The sequence below is a fragment of the Tamlana sp. I1 genome (assembly GCF_015355625.1).
Taxonomy (GTDB): domain Bacteria; phylum Bacteroidota; class Bacteroidia; order Flavobacteriales; family Flavobacteriaceae; genus Pseudotamlana.
Map to the genome: position 1 here is coordinate 37,747 of NZ_JACLAF010000017.1, position 19,623 is coordinate 57,369.

A 19,623-nucleotide genomic window follows, 5' to 3' on the forward strand; every position below is an offset into this window, starting at 1 on the left:
TAAATAGAAATAAAAAGGGTTTGTTTTGAAACTTAAAAGGTTGTTTTGTTGGAAATAGAATTTGAATTTGTGCTTTCAGATTTTTTTGCTGCAGATTCTAAATACTGTTTAAATATTTTACTATTTCTATTTTGGCGCGTATTAGTGTTTTGACCTTTATAGTTGGTTGTAATGCCTAATCTGTCTGCACCAACTTCAAGATATTTTACAGCCGATTCAAAATCTAAAATATCGCCAGATGCTTTTATCTGCGCAGCATCTTTAATTGTTTTTTTAATAATTTTAATTGCAGTAAGCGTTGCTCCAGATTTTGAAAAGCCAGTTGAAGTTTCAATAAAATCAGCTTTAGCATCGATGCAGATTTCACTAATTTTTACAATTTCATTTTTATTTAACTCAGAAATTTCAATAATTACTTTTAAAGGCGTGCTACCAATGGCCATTTTTACATCGGTAATGTCTTTTAAAATTGAAACGTAATTTTTGCTTTTAACGTAGCCTAAATTAATCACCATACCAATTTCTTCAGCACCATCTTCAATAGCTTGTTGTGCTTCGTAAATTTTTGCCTTTGTGGTCATAGAACCAAGAGGAAATCCAACAACTGTAGATACTTTTATTTTAGTGTCTTGTAGAAATTGTTTTGCTAAAGACACGTAACAACCATTTACGCAAATACTATAATAGTTATTGGTTCTTGCATTGTTACAAAGGTCGATAACATCGCGTTCTGTGGCAGTCGATTCTAAAAGGGTGTAATCTAAATATTGGGATATATTCATTGCTGTTAATCAGTTTTTTCTGCTTATTTACGTAATTAAGGTAAATACAATTAATTCCTTGTTTAGTGCTATCTAACCTTTTTGAGAATTCAAGAATTAATGTTGAAGCTAAACTAATATTAAAAGCAATTTAACAGATGAAATTATTTGTTTTTTAGATTAACGGTAGACTGAATGTGTACATCATAGAAAAGTTGTATAAATATTTTATTATATGAGATATTTTTACTAAATCATTGAGAACTTAGGAATAAAAAATTAAAATCAGCAAGAATTCAATAATTTGATCCTTGCTGATTTTTGGGTTAACTAACCAATTATTAGGTGGTTAGCGATGTGTTTTGCTACATGATTTAAGTTGGCTGTTTTATAATTAGCCTTTAACTAAATCGTCTTGATTTCTAAAAACGAGTTGATTATCAAAAGCGTCTAATAAAATAATACTATCGGTAGTTACTTTTCCTGCTAAAATTTCTTTACTCAAAGCGTTTAAAACTTCTTTCTGAATGACACGTTTTACAGGTCGCGCACCATATTCAGGATTGTATCCTTTGTCGGCTAAATAGGCGACAGCTTCTGGAGTGGCGTCAAAAGTAATGCCTTGTTCTGCAATCATTTTTGTAATGCCTTTAAGTTGTAAGCCTACAATTTCAACAATGTTTTCTTTGCTTAACGGTGTAAACATTACGGTGTCGTCAATTCTATTTAAAAACTCTGGTCTAACCGTTTGTTTTAAAAGCGCTAACACGTCAACCTTTGCAGCTTCAATTGCAGAATCGATATCCTTGGTGGCTTCAAATCGCTCTTGAATAATTTGACTACCCATATTTGAAGTCATGATGATAATCGTGTTTTTAAAATCGGCAATACGCCCTTTATTGTCTGTTAAATGCCCTTCATCTAAAACCTGTAATAAAATATTAAAGGTATCTGGATGAGCTTTTTCAATTTCATCTAAAAGAACAACAGAATACGGCTTGCGTCGTACAGCTTCCGTTAATTGTCCGCCTTCATCGTAACCCACGTATCCTGGAGGCGCACCAACCAAACGGCTTACGGCATGACGTTCTTGGTATTCGCTCATATCAATTCGCGTCATGGCATTTTCATCATCAAATAAATATTCAGCCAAAGCCTTTGCAAGTTCTGTTTTTCCAACGCCTGTAGTTCCTAAAAACAAGAAGGTTCCAATAGGTTTTTTCGGGTTTTGTAAACCAGCACGACTTCTTCTAACAGCATCACTAACCGCTTCAATTGCTTCTTCTTGGCCAACCACACGTTTGTGTAATTGATCTTCCAATTTTAAAAGTTTTTCACGTTCACTTTGTAGCATTTTGGTAACCGGAATTCCAGTCCATTTGGCTACAACTTCAGCAATGTCATCATAAGTCACTTCTTCTTTAATTAATGAAGTTTCCGATTGTTCTTGAAGTTTCTTTTGTGAAATTTCAAGTTCTTCTTGGGCTTCTTTAATTTTTCCGTAACGCAATTCGGCTACTTTACCATAATCGCCTTCACGTTCTGCTTTTTCAGCTTCAAGCTTGAAATTTTCAATCGCTTGTTTGGTGTTTTGAATATGGTCAACAACTTCTTTTTCGCTCTTCCATTTGGCGTTAATTTCATTTCTAGACTCTTTAAGATTAGCTAAATCGGCACGAAGTGATTTTAACTTTGTTTCATCTTTTTCACGTTTAATGGCTTCAATTTCAATCTCCAACTGCATGATTTTTCGATCTAAAACATCTAATTCTTCTGGTTTAGAGTTGATTTCCATGCGTAATTTTGATGCTGCTTCATCCATTAAATCGATGGCTTTATCTGGTAAAAATCGATTGGTAATGTATCTGGATGAAAGTTCTACGGCACCAATAATAGCCTCGTCTTTTATGCGTACTTTATGATGCGTTTCGTATTTTTCTTTAATACCTCGAAGAATTGAAATAGCACTTTCGGTGTCTGGCTCGTCGACCATCACTTTTTGAAAACGACGCTCTAAAGCCTTGTCCTTTTCAAAGTATTTTTGATATTCATCTAAAGTGGTTGCGCCAATAGCACGCAGTTCGCCACGGGCTAAAGCGGGTTTTAAAATATTAGCCGCATCCATAGCGCCTTGTCCGCCGCCAGCACCTACAAGTGTGTGGATTTCGTCTATAAATAGTACGATATCACCTTCGCTCGTGGTTACTTCTTTAATAACTGCTTTTAGTCGTTCTTCAAATTCGCCTTTATATTTGGCACCAGCAATTAGTGCGCCCATATCTAAAGCGAAAATTTGTTTGTCTTTAAGGTTTTCAGGAATATCGCCATCAATAATTCTATGCGCTAAACCTTCAGCAATAGCGGTTTTACCTGTTCCAGGTTCACCTACTAGAATGGGGTTGTTTTTTGTTCTACGCGATAATATTTGTAGAATACGTCTTATTTCTTCATCACGACCAATAACAGGATCTAGTTTGCCGTCTTTGGCCAACTGATTTAAGTTTTTGGCATATTTATTTAGGGAATTATAGGTCTCTTCTTGACTTTGAGAGGTTACATTTTCGCCTTGACGTAGCTCGTTAATAGCTGCTGTAAGACCTTTTTCTGTAACACCTTGGTCTTTTAGCATTTGTGCTATTTTGCTGTTCGATTTAAGAATGGCAAGAATTAAATGTTCTATAGAAACATAATCATCTTTCATTTTTTTTGCAATAATAGAGGCTTCATTCAAGCTTTTTCCGGCTTCACGGGACAGCATAAGTTCGGTTCCAGAAACTTTAGCAAAACTTTCAATCTGTTTGTCTAACGCTTGTTCAAGCATAGAAACGTTTACATTCAGTTTTTTTAATAAAAAAGGTAATACGTTTTCGTCCACTTCAAAAATCCCTTTGAAGAGGTGTTCGTTTTCAATTTGCTGGTGGCCATAACCTTGCGCAATTTGTTGCGCTTGTTGTATGGCTTCTTGCGATTTTATGGTATAATTATTTAAATTCATTTTTTATTTTCTTTTTTTAGTATTCCTGTTTTAGTAGGAATCAATTCTTAGTTTTTTTCTTTTGTAATTGCTGAAATAATTTACATTTACAAGCACATAAAGTCAATTATCTTACCAATGCGAATTATCAGACAAAATGTCGTAAATCAACTGGTTTTTAATGACTTTTTGTCAAAACGTAAGATTTATAAAAGATAACGACTTACTGTAAAATTAAAAATAATATTTGAATTTTCGCTTTCGCGGAACACTATAAAGCTATTGATTATGAGTTTATTAAATAAATTGTTTGGTTCGTCTGAAGCAAAAGAGAAAAAGGAAGAAAAGGTATTACCATGGATTCCTTTAGTTGAAGTTTCTCAATTGGAAACCATTAAGGAGAAATCGAATACAAAAACACAAGCAATTTTTAAGCATTCCACAACATGTGGTATTAGTAGAATGGTTATGAAACAATTTATAGCCGCTTATAATGTTTCGGAAAGTGATTTGGATTTGTACTATTTAGATTTATTGAATTACCGCGACGTTTCAAATGAAACGGGTTATAAATTTCAAGTAAGACACGAATCCCCTCAATTACTAATCATAAAAAATGGCGTGGTTGTTAAGCACGATTCTCATGGCGCGATTAATGCCATCGATTTAAGTACCTTTATTTAATAATGCGCGCTTGAAACCAGATTATTTATTTGTTTACGGCACCTTATTAAAGGGCGTAAAAAACGACATGTCTAGATTTTTAGCGGCACATGCGCAGTTTGTTGCTAAAGGCACTTTTCAAGGAAAACTCTATCAAGTGTCTTGGTATCCAGGTGCCGTTGTTAGTGCTAATGCTTCAGAGAAAGTTTATGGTGCTGTTTTTAAAATAGATGATTTTGAAAATGTTTTTAAAGTTTTAGACCATTATGAAGGTATTGGGCATGTTCCAAGTGCATCCGATTTGTTTAAAAGAGAAAGTGTTCAAGCTGTTCTAGTTGATGGAACCACAATTGAAACTTGGGTGTATCTTTATAACCGTGATGTAAGTCATTTAAAATGGATTTCTTCTGGAGATTTTTTGAAGTTTTCTAATGAAGAGGTTTAAGTTGTTTTACTACGAAATAGCCATTATTTTGTATTCAATTTCAATTTTAATATGACATTTTTACGATTTTTATGTAATATTATATCGTAAAATGATATTAAATGGGAAAAAAATTACGCGCACTAGTTGAAGATAACACCTCTAAACACGGAAAAATATTTGATTATTTTATTCAGGTTTTAATCCTTTTGTCGCTTATTTCATTTGCTGTAGAAACCTTACCAAATAACTCTAAAAATACAATCGTTTTAATAGAAAGTTTCGAGATATTTTGTGTCCTTGTTTTTACTATAGAGTATATATTACGTATTTATGTTGCTAAACATAAATTAAAATATATTTTTAGCTTTTACGGGCTTGTCGATTTCTTGGCTATTTTCCCTTTTTACCTTAGTAGTTTCTACGATTTAAGAGCGTTAAGAGCATTTCGCATATTTAGAATTTTTAGAGCCTTAAAATTAATTCGTTACAACAAGGCGCTTAACCGATTTCATATAGCGGCCAGATTGGTAAAGGAAGAAGTTATACTTTTTTTAATTGTAACCGGAATTTTTGTTTTTCTAGCTTCTGCAGGTATTTATTATTTTGAAAATGAAGCGCAACCCGAAGTGTTTTCTTCTGTGTTTCACAGTGCTTGGTGGGCCATTGTAACTTTAACAACCGTAGGGTATGGTGATGTTTATCCCATTACAGATGGCGGTAAAATATTCACCTTTTTTATTCTTATTATTGGTGTTGGTATTGTAACAATTCCTGCAGGGTTAGTCGCTAGTGCTTTGTCTAAAGCGAGAGAAATTGAAGATGAAGAGATTCTTGAAAAGTCTAAGCGTAAATAATGAGTTTTTTAAAAAACACAACATAAAAAAAGGCTATTTAAGCGCCTAATTTATTAGGATACCTAAATAACCTTGTATTATTAACCTAAAGGTTTAATCTTTAAGTTTGTTATTTTTTCTTCTTGTAAACGGGTAATAATTTGGTTGAAACTTCGCCAAAACCAATTCGTGTTCCGTCTTTTTCACAGAATCCGCGCATAATTACCGTATCGTTATCATTAATGTATTTGCGTTCACTGCCATCTTTCATTTTTAATGGTTTTTCGCCATTGTGAGTGAGTTCTAACATGGAACCATAACTGTTTTCGGTAGGTCCAGAAATTGTACCGCTCCCCATCATGTCGCCCGAATTTATCGGACAACCGTTTATCGTGTGGTGCGCTAATTGTTGTACCATATTCCAATACATGTATTTGAAATTCGATTTGCTAACTACGGTTTCTTTAGCACCTTTTGGTTGAATAGCCACTTCTAAGTTAATGTCGTAGCTTTTCTTGCCTTCATACTTTAAGTAGTCTAACTGTGGTTTTAGAGGTTTCGGACTCTCAACACGGTAAGGCTCTAAGGCATCTAAAGTTACTATCCATGGTGAAATTGAAGACGCGAAATTTTTTGCTAAAAACGGACCTAAAGGCACGTATTCCCATTTTTGAATATCTCTAGAACTCCAATCGTTTAGTAATACCAATCCGAAAATATATTCTTCAGCTTCTTTTGTTGGAATAGGTTCTCCTAAATCATTAGCATCGGTAGTAATAAAAGCCATTTCTAATTCAAAATCAACCCATTTACTTGGGCCAAAAACGGGTTCGGTAGCACCATCTGGAAGCATTTGGCCTTGAGGTCTGTGTACCGGAATTCCAGAAGGAATTATTGACGAGCTTCTGCCGTGATATCCAATAGGAATGTGTAACCAATTTGGTAATAAAGCATTCTCTGGATCTCTAAACATACTGCCCACATTCGTAGCGTGTTCTATGCTTGAGTGAAAATCGGTATAATCACCAATTTGTACAGGAAGCTGCATTTCAATTTCATCCAATCTAAAAAGTATGGTTTCTTTATGTTTGGTATTATTTTTTAAGCTGTCGTTATCGGCATCAAAAACTTCTGCAATACGGTTTCTAACTGCACGCCATGTTTTTCGGCCATCGGCAATAAAATCATTTAATGAATCCTGAAGAAAAATATCGTCGGTTAAAGGGATGTCTTTAAAATAGCCCAATTGGTGTAAAGCACCTAAATCTATAGCGGTATCGCCAATTCGTGTACCAATAGTAATAATATCGTCACGGGTTAAAAACACACCAAACGGAATGTTTTGAATTGGGAAATCTGAGTTTTTATCGACGTGTAACCACGATTTTCTATCTGGATTGTTAGCTGATAATGGCATAACTTAATTTTTTTTATGTTATAGTATTCTTATCAAACCTACACATTTTTTTTATTTTAAATGAAAAAAAAGAATAAAATATAGATAAGCAGTAACCGTTAATAAAACCGTTAAAAACTTATAAGTAAATATATGTTTTTTGGTGCTTTTAACTAATCAATTTCCTATTTTTGCCGAATATTTAATCATAATTTAATTTTATGCAACGCGACGAACAAATTTTTGAACTTATTCAAGCTGAAAAAGAACGCCAATTACATGGTATAGAACTTATTGCATCAGAAAATTTTGTAAGCTCTCAAGTAATGGAAGCTGCAGGATCTGTGCTAACAAATAAATATGCCGAAGGGTATCCTGGCAAACGTTACTATGGTGGTTGCGAGGTTGTTGATGAAGTTGAGCAAATTGCTATCGATAGAGCAAAAGCGTTATTTGGAGCGGCTTACGTAAACGTACAACCACACTCTGGAAGTCAGGCTAATACTGCTGTTTATCACGCATGTTTAACGCCAGGTGATAAAATTTTAGGTTTTGATTTGTCTCACGGAGGGCACTTAACCCACGGTTCTCCAGTTAATTTTTCTGGAAAACTTTACAATCCTGTATTTTACGGTGTAGAGCAAGAAACAGGGGTTTTAAATTATGATAAAATTCAAGAGATTGCTACTAAAGAGCAGCCTAAATTAATTATTGCTGGTGCTTCTGCTTACTCTCGTGACATCGATTTTAAACGTTTTAGAGTGATTGCCGATAGTGTTGGTGCTATTTTATTAGCTGATATTTCGCATCCTGCTGGTCTTATTGCTAAAGGTATTTTAAACGATCCGTTACCTCACTGTCATATCGTGACAACAACAACGCATAAAACTTTAAGAGGTCCAAGAGGTGGTATGATTATGATGGGACAAGATTTTGATAACCCATTCGGAATTACTCTTAAAAACGGGAGCTTACGTAAAATGTCTTCGTTATTAGATTCTGCTGTTTTCCCAGGAAATCAAGGTGGTCCATTAGAGCATATTATTGCAGCTAAAGCAATTGCTTTTGGTGAAGCTTTAACCGATAATTTTTTACATTACCAATTACAAGTAAAACAAAATGCAGCAACTATGGCCGATGCTTTAGTCGCTAAAGGATATAATATTATTTCTGGTGGAACCGATAACCACTGTATGTTGATCGATTTACGTAACAAAAACTTATCTGGTAAAGATGCTGAAAACGCTTTAGTAAAAGCAGATATTACGGTAAACAAAAACATGGTGCCATTTGATGATAAATCACCATTTGTAACTTCTGGAATTCGTTTAGGAGTTGCTGCTGTTACTACACGTGGTTTAAAAGAAGATGATATGGTTGCTATTGTTAATTTAATTGATGAAGTAGTAACTAATTTTGAAGATGAGGCGGTTTTAGAAGCTGTAAAAGTTAAAGTAAATAACATGATGAAGGATAAACCTTTATTTGTATAATTTACAATGAAATAGAACCTTAGTATTAAGGTTTACAACTAAAAAAATCCTGCATCAAGCAGGATTTTTTGTTTTTAAGCTTAGCGTAAAAGTTTATTTTTTTGAAGCCATGTAGTCGTCTACAAAATCTTCTAATACATTTAAAGGTATGGCGCCATGAGAAATCACGACTTCATGGAATTCTCGAATATCAAATTGATCACCTAAGGCATCTTTCGCTTTTTTACGTAATTCTAAAATTTTCAACATGCCTATTTTATATGCTGTGGCTTGACTAGGCATCACAATATGGCGTTCTACCATTTTAACCGCGTCTAATTCGGCATTAGGGGTATTATCGGTGTAGTATTTAATACCTTCTTCGCGAGTCCATTTTTTAGCGTGAATTCCTGTGTCTACAACCAATCGGCAGGCGCGCCATAATTCCATTGCTAAGCGACCGAAATCTGAATAAGGGTTAGCATAGAAGCCCATTTCTTTAGGAATAAACTCAGAATATAATCCCCAACCTTCAGTATAAGCGGTATAACCCCCAAATTTTCTAAACATAGGTACATCTTTCAATTCTTGCTGAATAGCCAGTTGCATGTGGTGTCCAGGAATGCCTTCATGATAGGCTAATGCTTCCATTTGATATGTTGGCATAGAAGCCATGTCATATAAATTGGCGTAATATATGCCCGGTCTAGAGCCGTCGGCGGCGGGACGATTGTAAAATGCTTTTCCAGCCGATTGCTCTCTAAACGGTTCAACGGCTTTAACAATAATATCGGCTTTTGGTTTTGTAATGAATATCTCGTCTAATCTCGTTTTCATACTGTCGATAATACGAACCGCTTCCGCTAAATAGGCGTCTTTTCCTTTTTGGTCAGATGAGTAATAAAACTGTTTATCGGTTTTCATAAACTCAAAAAACGCTTGCAAATCGCCTTCAAATCCAACGTTCTCACGAATAGCGTTCATTTCTTTGTGAATTCTGGCTACTTCAGCTAAACCAATTTCGTGAATCTCTTCAGCAGTTAAATTGGTGGTTGTTGTTCTATTTAAAGCGTTATTAAAAAAGGCTTCACCATCAGGGAATTTCCATGCGCCATCATTTGTGTTTGCGCGCCCTTTTTGGGCTTTCATAAAAGAAATAAGCGTGTTGTATGCCGGTTTTACAGCGGTTAATAGCGCGTCCTTGGCTTGTTCTTCTAAGGCCGATTTGGTGTCGTTGTCTAGGTCTAATTTGTTCACTTTCTTAGTGAAATCATCATATAAAGCACTTTTTTTATCTGAAGTATCAAAAGGTTGTCCTACTAAAATGTTTTCAGAATCTTGAATCACTTTATCATAAACAAATAACGGCGGCATGATGCCCATGGTTTCACGGGTTTTTAAGTTTTCAACCAATTGGTTGAAGAATTTATTAAAGCCATTTAGTCTAGAAATATAGGCTTCAGCATCTTCGATAGAATCGATTTGATGCATGTTTATCATAAATGCAGGTTTTCCCGATTGTGCCCCAAACATTTGGTTTACAGGGTAATTATGAAATCGGTATTTGTAGTCGTAAATGTTATTTTCAACCTTTTGTTTAAAAAGTTTATAACTTAATAAAACATCTTTTGAAAGTAAATCGACGTTAACCGAATCTATTAACCAGGCAAGTGCTTCTTTGTTTCTTTTTAGATCTCTTTCTGCGGCAGCAGGCGAGTTGTCATTCAGTTTTCCATAATCTTTTTTAATCTCTAGTCTTGTTTGAAATTCAGGGTAAGCATCAACTCGTTCATCAAAAGCTTTTTGAAAAAAAGCAGTTACTTTTTCCGACTCTACTTCAATTTCAGCATTTGTAGGTGTTTTGGTTTTTTCTTTTTTACAGGAAAAGCATAGGGCAAGCATAAAAATAATTTGTGCAGATTTTAAAAATAATGGTTTCATTGGGATTTGTTTTGAATCAATTTTTATAAGATATGAAAATCTTTTGAAAGTGTTTTGAAGAATTTAAATTCTATTCAAATCATGTGCTAATTCAGTCTATTTTGTATTTTGATGACTACAATAATGTTGAATATAGATACGAAATTTTAGTGTAGCATACGATTCTCGATGCATGTACTTAGGGTCGCATTATTTGAGTTGATACAGCGAGTCAAAATAAAACACAGTTCTAGAAAACCTAAACTATTTCAAAAACCAAGGGTGAACATTTTAATGTTCACCCTTGGTTTATAATTGTAGAAGTATATGACTTCTAATTTACTCTTCCTCCGGAAAAGTGATGTGTTGATAAGCGCCCAAATCTGGTGCTAAAGTTCTGCTTACGTTTAAAATGTCGAATGGCACTTGTAAAGCGTATATTGAATTCCCTTGGTTTATTGCAGCAGATTCTTCGCCAATAATCATTTGGTTGCTTTCAGTGTTTTTAAAATTAGGGTCTTCATTTAAAATAATCGATTCGTAATGCGTGTTATCTGTAAAATCGTAATTCGGCCCATCAAACTCATCGTTATTATCATTAAAACGAATTAAGCAATTGGTGAGTTTAAAATTGAAAACGGTGTTGTCTGCTTCAACTTCATCAGCTAAAAACTCGATGTTTTCGTTACCATAAATGATGCAGTTGTTAAAATTAGCTTCGGTTAAATTGGTTGCAATAATCCCGTTGTCTTCGTCGAACACAAAATTATTTAGTAATAATGCAGGGTATTGTCTGAAACTATAATCCCAATAATTAGCAAATGTACTGTGTGTGAAATTGTATTTTCCGCCAATAGTTCCAGCAAAAGAAGCTAGTCCGGAATTGTTAATCACAACATTTTCACCACTTATAGATGTGTTTCTACCTAAAATACCAAAACTGCTTGAATTGTATATTTGAGAGTTTGTAATGCTAAGTTTGTCGCTAGACTCTTGTGGATTTCCATCGCTAATTATGCCCGCGGTTGCGTTTTTTATCGTGGCGTAATTTATAATGTTATTTACACTGCCTTCAAACAGCCAAATGGCAGACCATTGTCCGGGGACTTCGGCGTATTCAGGCTCTAAGCGGTCGCCTTCAAAAATCACTTCATTTTCCAATAATTCTTGATCACTACTATAGGCACCATTTACATGGAGCGATGCGTTGTTATACACAATAATGCCCGAATTTTCATGAAAATGTATACGTGCACCAGCTTCAATAGTTAGAGTTTCGTTTTCAGGAACGGCAGCAAAACCGTATATCACATAAGGTTTTTGGTTGGTGAAGGTAAGTTCGGAAGCTTGCAGTTCGCGACCTTGTATATCGGTTTCAACCAATTCGCCATCAATATTAATTTTTAAAGTTTCTATAACTTTGGTGTCATCATCTCGGTCTGGATAGATAAAAACAGCATCTTGAACCAGGGTAACTAATTCTACTTTTTGAAGATTTGAACCTGCATCAAATTCAATTTGGTCGGTGTATAAAAAAGTACCGTCTAAACTTGGTAATTTACTGATGTCTATTGTCGATTCAACAAAAATATACATGCTGTCTTTGGCAAGAATCTCTACGTTTTCAAAAGTTTTTCCTGTCATCCCATCTATGCTCAAACGGTAATTTGAAGCATCTCCAAGGCTTAGTCTTACTGAAGGTACTGAAATATCATCATCACTATTATTATACACTTTTAAATTGTAGGTGCTCGATCCAATATCGGTAAAAACGGTATCTAAATACACGGTGTCTTTAGAAAATTGTAAACTGCCGGTACTTGGAGAAAATTCAAAATCTTTACGGCAAGAGCTCCAAAGCATTAAAAATCCAAGAGTGATAAAAAAGTATAAATAGCGTTTCATTTAAAGGCTTTAATTTTAGATGGCTAAAAATATAACTTTTGAAGCTATGATTTAGTATTTATAGCTGTAAAATAAACAAAGAGGCTGTTTAAAAAGTAAGGAAAATTTGATTTGTCAGGTTGAGCTTGTCGAAACCGATATTGATTAGCAATCAGTTAGAAATATTTCGACAAGCTCAATATGACATTAGTTATACTTTTTAGACAGCCTCTTGTTAAAGCATTTTTTATTTTATCGTGTTCAAATTAAAGTAAATCACGAAGCATTTTTACAGCGGTTTCGGCAGTAATGTCGCGTTGTGGCGAACCAAACATTTCGTAACCTACCATGAATTTTTTAACCGAAGCACTTCTTAAAAGTGGCGGATAAAAACTCATGTGCCAATGCCAATGTTTGTTTTCATTTCCATCGGTAGGAGCTTGATGAATTCCGCTAGAGTAGGGGAACGAGGTGTTAAATAATTTATCGTATGCTTTGGTAATTACCGAAATGGCTTCAGCGTATTGTAGCGCTTGTTCGGCATTCATATCCAAAATATTGGCTTGATGCTTTTTAGGAACAATCATGGTTTCAAAAGGCCAAACTGCCCAAAACGGAACTAAAACGACAAACTCATCATTTTCAAAAATGATACGTTCTTGTTTTTCTAATTCTTGTGCTAAATAATCACCTAATAAACTGCTGTTATTTTTGCTGAAGTAATTAAATTGTTGCGTGTTTTTTTTATCAACTTCGTTAGGAAGTGTAGACTGGCTCCAGATTTGTCCGTGTGGATGCGGATTGCTACATCCCATAACAGCACCTTTGTTTTCAAAAATTTGAACATAGTTAATGTCTGGGTTTTCAGCAAGTGCTTTAAATTCTTTTTGCCATGTAAAAACAACTTTTTCAATCTCTTTAGGTGTCATATCAGCCAAACTTTTAGAATGGTCTGGGCTAAAACACACCACTTTACAAATGCCTGTTTCACTTTGTGCCACTAGAAGTCCGTCGTTTACAGCAAAGGTTTTAGAGTCTTTTTGAAGCGCTGCAAAGTCGTTCGTAAACACAAAAGCATCGGTGTATTTTGGGTTAACTTCACCATTAATTCGGGTGTTTCCTGCACATAAATAGCAGGATTCATCGTAGCTAGGGCGTTTTTCGTTAGAAACGGCTTCGTTTTGTCCTTGCCATGGTCTTTTTGCACGGTGTGGAGAAACTAAAACCCATTCTCCTGTTAGAATATTAAAACGTTTATGTGAGTAATCTTGTAAATCTGTATTTTTCATTTTCAATTAAATTACTTTTATAATTCTACTATATGTGTACCTTGAGAAAGCTCGATGAAGTAAACAGAACAGTCTTTATTAAAGGCTTTTTTATATGCTTTAGAGGTTGTTTCAGCAAAAGCTTCAGCCTCAGTTTTTGAAATTAAGTTTATGGTACAACCACCAAAACCACCGCCCATCATTCTAGCGCCTAAAACCTGTTTGTTAGCTTTAGCTTGATCTACTAGAAAATCTAACTCTTCACAGCTTACTTTGTATTGGTGTTGTAAACCATTGTGAGAGGCATAAATTAACTGTCCTAGAGTTTCTAAATCGTTATCTTCAATGGCTTGCGCCGCCTTTTCGGTACGTTCATTTTCCTGAATAACGTATAATGCTTTTTGATAATTTTCAGGCGTTACTTGGTCTTCAATACTTTTTAAATCACCTTCAGTAGCATCTCTTAAAGCTTTTATTCCTAGCAGTTCAGAAATGCTTTCGCAAGCAGAACGACGGTCGTTATAGGCACTATCAGATAATTGATGTTTTACGTTAGTGTTAATCAGCATTAATTGATGGTCTTTAAAATCAATTTTATGAGGGGTCGATTTTAAACTTCTGCAATCTAAGTGTAGCGCGTTGTCTTTAATGCCAAACATGCTGGCGTATTGGTCCATAATACCACAATTAACACCAACATAATTATGCTCTGCTTTTTGTGAAATATAAATCATGTCCTCTTTAGATAATTCTAAATTGAACAATTCGTTTAAACCAAAAACTACCGAATTTTCTAATGCTGCAGATGATGACATGCCAGCACCACCAGGAATATTGCCTTTAAAAACGATGTTGAAGTTACCAATAACTTTATTTCTATTCTGAATTTCGGCAACAACACCAAAAACATAGTTTTGCCAGCTTCCTTCTTTTGAAGGTTTTATTTGGTTTAGATCGAATTCAATTTTGCTGTTTTTATCAAGAGCATAAGCGGTCGATATATTGGAGTCGCTTTTTTGTATCGCGGCAGCAATACCTTTGTTTACTGCGGCAGGAAATACAAATCCATCGTTGTAATCGGTATGTTCTCCAATGATGTTTATACGCCCTGGCGAAAAAATTAGTAAAGGCTCTGTTTTAAAGTTTTCGATGTATTTGTTTTTTACATCTTGAATGAGTTGCGTGTTCATTTTAGTTGTTTTTAATTTTATTTACTTCGATGGTCCATCGTATTTCGTAAGTTTTGTATGAGCGTAATTCCTTTATGCCTATTTTGTTATTAAAACTATCGGAAACACCCGTGGTAGGTTCGATGGCAATAACATTTTTAACTGGTGGTGTATAGGCTTGAACAAAGCTGTTTTCTTCTGAAGAATCAATGATTAGTTCGTATTCAGGTGTCGTAAATTTGATGGTTTTATCGTTGTTTAATACCCAGCAATCATCCAGTTGTTTGTCTTCAATCTGAAGGTCTTTAACAGGCTTGATATCTTCAATTCCAGTGGCAATATTTCGTTCGCCAATAATGAGCTTTTTTGAGCTTCCAAAATTTAAGGTGCTATTAAATAAATTGGCACTTAAAAAGTAAGGATGCCAGCCCACGGTAAACGGAAACGTGCCAGAGCTGGTGTTTTTTATATTAAATTCGATGTCTAAGCTGTTTTTGTGGAAAATATAATGCAGTAAAATGGTATAGGTAAATGGGAAACCTTCGTGTTTTTTTACTTCGTCATATTCAAAAATGGCAACTGCCGTTTCTTCTTTAGCGTATGTACCAAGAAGCTTGAATTTCTTATCGAATATTAAACCATGAAGCGCATTGTTTTCGGGTTTGTTATTTACTTCTAATTGATAAGGCTTTTCATTATACGAATAAGCGCCATCTTTAACTCTGTTCGCAAAAGGAAATAGAAATGCAGAAGCATAAGTATATGCATACGTTAATGGCGCTAAATCTTTTATAAGTGTTTGCCCCATTAAGGTTAATTCTTGAATGCTTGCCCCTTGATTGAGGTGAATTTTAGCAAAAGATTTGCTTTCCGGATAAGAAACTTCTAGGATATTGGTTTCTTTATTATGATTGAATTGATACACGGCTTATAGTTTAAAGTGAGTTTCTAATAATAATATTATGAGGGTTTTTTATTTTAATGTTTTCTTTATTTAAAATCATTTCTGCCAAGCGTTTTCCCATGGCCTTAAAATCTGTAGAAATAGTGGTTATTCCGCCTTCTACAATTTCTTTTAAAAGCGTTTCGTTGTATGAAATGACTCCAACATCTTGAGCTAGTTTTAATTTTTCTTTTTTCGAGCTTTTAATAATGTTCAGTAAATTCCTATCGTCGGGAATAATGTAAAGACTGCCTTTTTTAAGGGTTTCAGTATCAAAACTGTTTATTACATCAAAAGGAATGTTATTAGTTTTACAATATTTAATAAATCCTTTTTGCATTCCCATTGGTTGCTTTTTCTTATTGAAAACCAAAATTAGTTGCTCGTATTTAGTAATGAGTTGATTGGCTTTGGAAAGGTTGTCGAAAATGTCGTTTTCAAAATCTTGATAAATAGCAGCGTATTTCGACAAATCTTTAGGAAGCTGGTCTAAAATATACACTTTCTCCTTCGGAAGTATTTTAAGTTCCTGAGCGGTATGCTTCAAATTTGCAGGCATAATAACGTAATAATTATAGTCGCCAGCATTATCCTGAATTAATTGACTGAAACTTTTTTCATTAAAATGATGAAAGAAAAGATCAACCTGAATATGCGAACCTAGATGATCTAAAAGGGCATTGTATAAATCCTCTTTAAAGGAATTAAATTCATCAAAAAGTAAAAATATTTTTTGCTGAATTTGGATGTGTTCACTCGAAACAAAATACCCTTTTCCCACAATAGACTGAATGATGCCTCTGTTTTTTAATTCGTTATAAGCCGTTAAAACAGTGTCTCTAGAAAGGTTATGGGTGTCTTTAATAGCGTTTATAGAAGGTAATTGGTCACCTTTTTGTAATGCACCACCATCTATAGCTTCTTCAATACTATTGACGATTTGCTTGTACTTCGGTACGCCTGTTTTTTTGTTTATTTCTATCATAATTTCCAGCAAATATAATAAAATACACAATACCATACCAGACCCTACTAGTTGGTTTTTTAAAACTAAAGACTGAATATTTATAATTAATTTCTATATTTGGAGCTGAACTAACTTATTTAAACTAATTTTTTTATTTATGACAGCAGGATTTCAAATGTGGGATTACGTGGTTTTTGTTGCGTATGCCGTGTTAATTCTAGGCGTAGGATTATGGGTGTCTCGAGACAAAGAGGGGCATCAAAAAAACGCAGAAGATTATTTTTTAGCGAGTAAATCTTTACCATGGTGGGCGATAGGAACTTCGCTTATTGCAGCTAATATTTCAGCAGAACAATTTATCGGGATGTCTGGATCAGGTTTTGCACTAGGTATTGCTATTGCTTCGTATGAGTGGATGGCTGCTTTAACTTTAATTATAGTAGGTAAATATTTCCTGCCTATTTTTATTGAAAAAGGACTTTATACCATTCCAGAATTTGTTGAAAAACGATTTTCAACCAACTTAAAAACCATTCTAGCTGTTTTCTGGTTAGGACTTTACATTTTTGTGAATTTAGCTTCAGTACTCTATTTAGGAGGTTTAGCTATTGAAACTATTATGGGTGTAGATATGATATATGCTATTATTGGTTTAGCGTTGTTTGCGGCAGCTTATTCACTATATGGTGGTTTGTCTGCAGTAGCATGGACCGATGTTATACAAGTGGTGTTTTTAGTACTTGGGGGTTTAGTAACAACTTATTTGGCCTTAAATACAGTATCTGGTGGAGAAGGTGTGATAGCAGGGTTTTCTAAAGTTTTAGAAGCTGCTCCAGAGAAATTCCACATGATTCTTGAAGAATCGAATGATAACTATGTTAATTTACCTGGTATTTGGGTGTTAGTAGGTGGTTTATGGGTAGCCAATTTGTACTATTGGGGATTCAACCAATACATTATTCAGCGTACTTTAGCTGCAAAATCTTTAAAGGAATCTCAAAAAGGTATCCTTTTAGCAGCATTTTTAAAGTTAGTTATTCCTTTAATTGTTGTTATTCCTGGAATTGCAGCTTATGTTATGGTTAACGACCCTGCAATTATGGCTAATTTAGGAGAAGTAGGTATGTTAAATGTGCCATCTTCTGCTCAAGCTGATAAAGCATACCCATGGTTGTTACAGTTTTTACCTGTAGGTCTTAAAGGTGTGGCTTTCGCAGCTTTAGCAGCAGCAGTGGTTTCGTCTTTGGCTTCTATGTTAAATTCGACGTCTACCATTTTCACAATGGATATTTACAAACAATACATTAATAAGAATGCAAGCGATAAAGAAACAGTAAATGTAGGTCGTCTTTCTGGTGCAATTGCATTGGTTATTGCTGTAATTGTAGCACCTTTATTAGGTGGTATCGATCAAGCATTTCAATTTATCCAAGAATATACAGGAATAGTAAGTCCGGGAATTTTAGCGGTATTTATGTTAGGTTTGTTCTGGAAAAAAACAACAAACAACGCTGCAATTTGGGGGGCTATAGCTTCTATTCCAATTGCATTAGCGCTTAAGTTTTTACCAATTCCAATTTTTGAACCTTGGATGCACCAAATGGGAATTACGGCTGTATTAACAATGATTATAATTGTTATTTTAAGTCATATTCAAAATAAAGGAGCAGACGACCCTAAAGGGATTGATCTTTCTGGAGATTTATTTAAAACCACACCGTTATTCAACATCGGATCGATGATTGTGTGTATTATTTTAGCAGTGCTTTATGCATTGTTTTGGTAACATAAATCAGTATAGAACTAAGGAGGCATCATTTTATGATGCCTTTTTTATTTAAAGTGAAGTAATAATATTCATAATATCAAAGGGTTATGATGGAATTAAATTTTTAGTAAAAATTATAAACATTTCCTTTGGTTAGAAATATAGTTAATTTTATATTTGCACACCAGAAATTAGAAATGGTTTCTGTGAGGGCTCTTAGCTCAGCTGGATAGAGCACCTCCCTTCTAAGGAGGCGGTCGCAGGTTCGAATCCTGCAGGGCTCACAAAAAGACTTACTAGAAATAGTAGGTCTTTTTTGTTTTTATATGGTTTGTGTGCTGTTCAAGGTTTTACGGATCAAGCACAAAAGTTGTGGGATTTCAGAATTAAGCAAAAATAGTAGTTAATCTATTGAGGAAGAATTTTACGTTTCTCACGCCTCTGAAATGTGCTCTATAATAGTTTCATAAAAAAAGGTTGAAATTTTAAATTACTATTTAAAATTTCAACCTAAATAATTATTCAAAAAAAGGAATGTTTTTTATCCTTTTTTCTGTCTGTTTAATTCATCTTGAAGTTGACGACGCACCTTTTGTTCGCGTTCTAAAGCCGATCTGCGGTGCTCTTCAAACTCTTCTTCAATTTCAGCTAAGTTTTGTTTCGCTTCTTTGGTAACGGCATTACTGTTGTTAAATTTATAGATAAAGAAAGCAAGAAAAGCTATTAAAATTCCAATTATAGACCACATGAGTACATTGTAGTTAGCTTTACCCATTTGCAACCCAAACAAGGCCATATTATCCTTCTCGGTGTTTGTTTTATCTAAATCCATTTGGGTGTTAGAAAGCGATTCTTTTAAATCTAAAATCTCTTGGTTTTGGTTTTTAACTACCGCTTGTGTTTCTAATAAATCTTTATGTACAGCATTTAAAGAATCTAAAGTATGGGCTTTAAGCGTGTACAGCCAGTTTTTCTTTACAACCTTATAATCTTGATATTTATTTGAACGTCTTATAACAAACTCAAATTGACTATCAATAGTACCGCTGTTTAATGATAATTTATCTTCATCGATATCATCGGTTTGGGAAAAAGAATGAAGAGATATAAGACAGGTAAATACTATTAAAAGGGTTGATTTAATGAGTTTCATGTTGGGAATAATTTTTAATGATTTT

At 34.3% G+C, this 19,623-nt stretch carries 15 protein-coding genes and 1 tRNA gene; 6 read left to right on the forward strand and 10 right to left on the reverse strand.

The annotated features are described in order from the left end of the window. Positions 1–32 precede the first annotated feature (32 nt). Positions 33–782, reverse strand: coding sequence for a deoxyribose-phosphate aldolase (gene deoC, locus H6X70_RS15035; RefSeq protein WP_194768520.1), 750 nt, complete (start codon positions 780–782; stop codon positions 33–35). A gap of 373 nt (positions 783–1,155) precedes the next feature. Further along, the gene (clpB, locus tag H6X70_RS15040) at positions 1,156–3,756 is read right to left on the reverse strand and encodes an ATP-dependent chaperone ClpB (RefSeq protein WP_194768521.1); all 2,601 of its coding nucleotides are present in this window, start codon (positions 3,754–3,756) and stop codon (positions 1,156–1,158) included. A gap of 267 nt (positions 3,757–4,023) precedes the next feature. On the opposite strand from clpB, the gene ytxJ reads away from it, so the two are divergent. The 3 genes from ytxJ (at position 4,024) to H6X70_RS15055 (ending at position 5,679) form a co-directional block, all read left to right on the forward strand. Next, on the forward strand, positions 4,024–4,419 hold the full coding sequence (ytxJ, locus tag H6X70_RS15045; protein WP_194768522.1) for a bacillithiol system redox-active protein YtxJ: 396 nt from the start codon (positions 4,024–4,026) through the stop codon (positions 4,417–4,419). A gap of 10 nt (positions 4,420–4,429) precedes the next feature. Then, positions 4,430–4,843 (forward strand): gamma-glutamylcyclotransferase, encoded by a 414-nt coding sequence (locus H6X70_RS15050; RefSeq protein WP_194768523.1) that lies wholly within the window; start codon positions 4,430–4,432, stop codon positions 4,841–4,843. Between the two features lie 101 nt (positions 4,844–4,944). After that, positions 4,945–5,679 (forward strand): ion transporter, encoded by a 735-nt coding sequence (locus H6X70_RS15055; protein WP_194768524.1) that lies wholly within the window; start codon positions 4,945–4,947, stop codon positions 5,677–5,679. Between the two features lie 109 nt (positions 5,680–5,788). Here H6X70_RS15055 and fahA read toward each other — a convergent pair whose 3' ends face one another. Then, positions 5,789–7,075, reverse strand: a complete 1,287-nt coding sequence (fahA, locus tag H6X70_RS15060) for a fumarylacetoacetase (protein ID WP_194768525.1) — start codon at positions 7,073–7,075, stop codon at positions 5,789–5,791. A 200-nt stretch (positions 7,076–7,275) separates the two neighbouring features. On the opposite strand from fahA, the gene glyA reads away from it, so the two are divergent. Next, a complete protein-coding gene (glyA, locus tag H6X70_RS15065; protein WP_194768526.1) occupies positions 7,276–8,547 on the forward strand; it encodes a serine hydroxymethyltransferase in 1,272 nt (423 codons plus the stop codon). 93 nt (positions 8,548–8,640) lie between these two features. On the opposite strand, the gene H6X70_RS15070 is transcribed toward glyA, so the two are convergent. The 6 genes from H6X70_RS15070 to H6X70_RS15095 all read right to left on the reverse strand — a co-directional run bounded on the left by H6X70_RS15070 (position 8,641) and on the right by H6X70_RS15095 (position 16,695). After that, the gene (locus tag H6X70_RS15070) at positions 8,641–10,467 is read right to left on the reverse strand and encodes a DUF885 domain-containing protein (RefSeq protein WP_194768527.1); all 1,827 of its coding nucleotides are present in this window, start codon (positions 10,465–10,467) and stop codon (positions 8,641–8,643) included. A 318-nt stretch (positions 10,468–10,785) separates the two neighbouring features. Then, positions 10,786–12,351: a hypothetical protein gene (locus tag H6X70_RS15075; protein WP_194768528.1), complete on the reverse strand. Its 1,566-nt coding sequence runs from the start codon at positions 12,349–12,351 to the stop codon at positions 10,786–10,788. A gap of 245 nt (positions 12,352–12,596) precedes the next feature. Further along, complete coding sequence (locus H6X70_RS15080) at positions 12,597–13,619, reverse strand: UDP-glucose--hexose-1-phosphate uridylyltransferase (protein WP_194768529.1); 1,023 nt, start codon at positions 13,617–13,619, stop codon at positions 12,597–12,599. 17 nt (positions 13,620–13,636) lie between these two features. After that, a complete protein-coding gene (gene galK, locus H6X70_RS15085; RefSeq protein ID WP_194768530.1) occupies positions 13,637–14,788 on the reverse strand; it encodes a galactokinase in 1,152 nt (383 codons plus the stop codon). Between the two features lies 1 nt (position 14,789). After that, positions 14,790–15,692 (reverse strand): aldose 1-epimerase, encoded by a 903-nt coding sequence (locus H6X70_RS15090; RefSeq protein WP_194768531.1) that lies wholly within the window; start codon positions 15,690–15,692, stop codon positions 14,790–14,792. Positions 15,693–15,702: 10 nt separating this feature from the next. After that, positions 15,703–16,695 (reverse strand): GntR family transcriptional regulator, encoded by a 993-nt coding sequence (locus H6X70_RS15095; RefSeq protein ID WP_194768532.1) that lies wholly within the window; start codon positions 16,693–16,695, stop codon positions 15,703–15,705. 139 nt (positions 16,696–16,834) lie between these two features. On the opposite strand from H6X70_RS15095, the gene H6X70_RS15100 reads away from it, so the two are divergent. After that, complete coding sequence (locus tag H6X70_RS15100; protein WP_194768533.1) at positions 16,835–18,463, forward strand: sodium/sugar symporter; 1,629 nt, start codon at positions 16,835–16,837, stop codon at positions 18,461–18,463. A gap of 192 nt (positions 18,464–18,655) precedes the next feature. Next, a tRNA-Arg gene (locus tag H6X70_RS15105) sits at positions 18,656–18,729 on the forward strand. Positions 18,730–18,986: 257 nt separating this feature from the next. Here H6X70_RS15105 and H6X70_RS15110 read toward each other — a convergent pair. Further along, entirely contained in the window at positions 18,987–19,598 is a 612-nt protein-coding gene (locus H6X70_RS15110; protein ID WP_194768534.1) for a tRNA (guanine-N1)-methyltransferase, read from the reverse strand. Positions 19,599–19,623 lie beyond the last annotated feature (25 nt).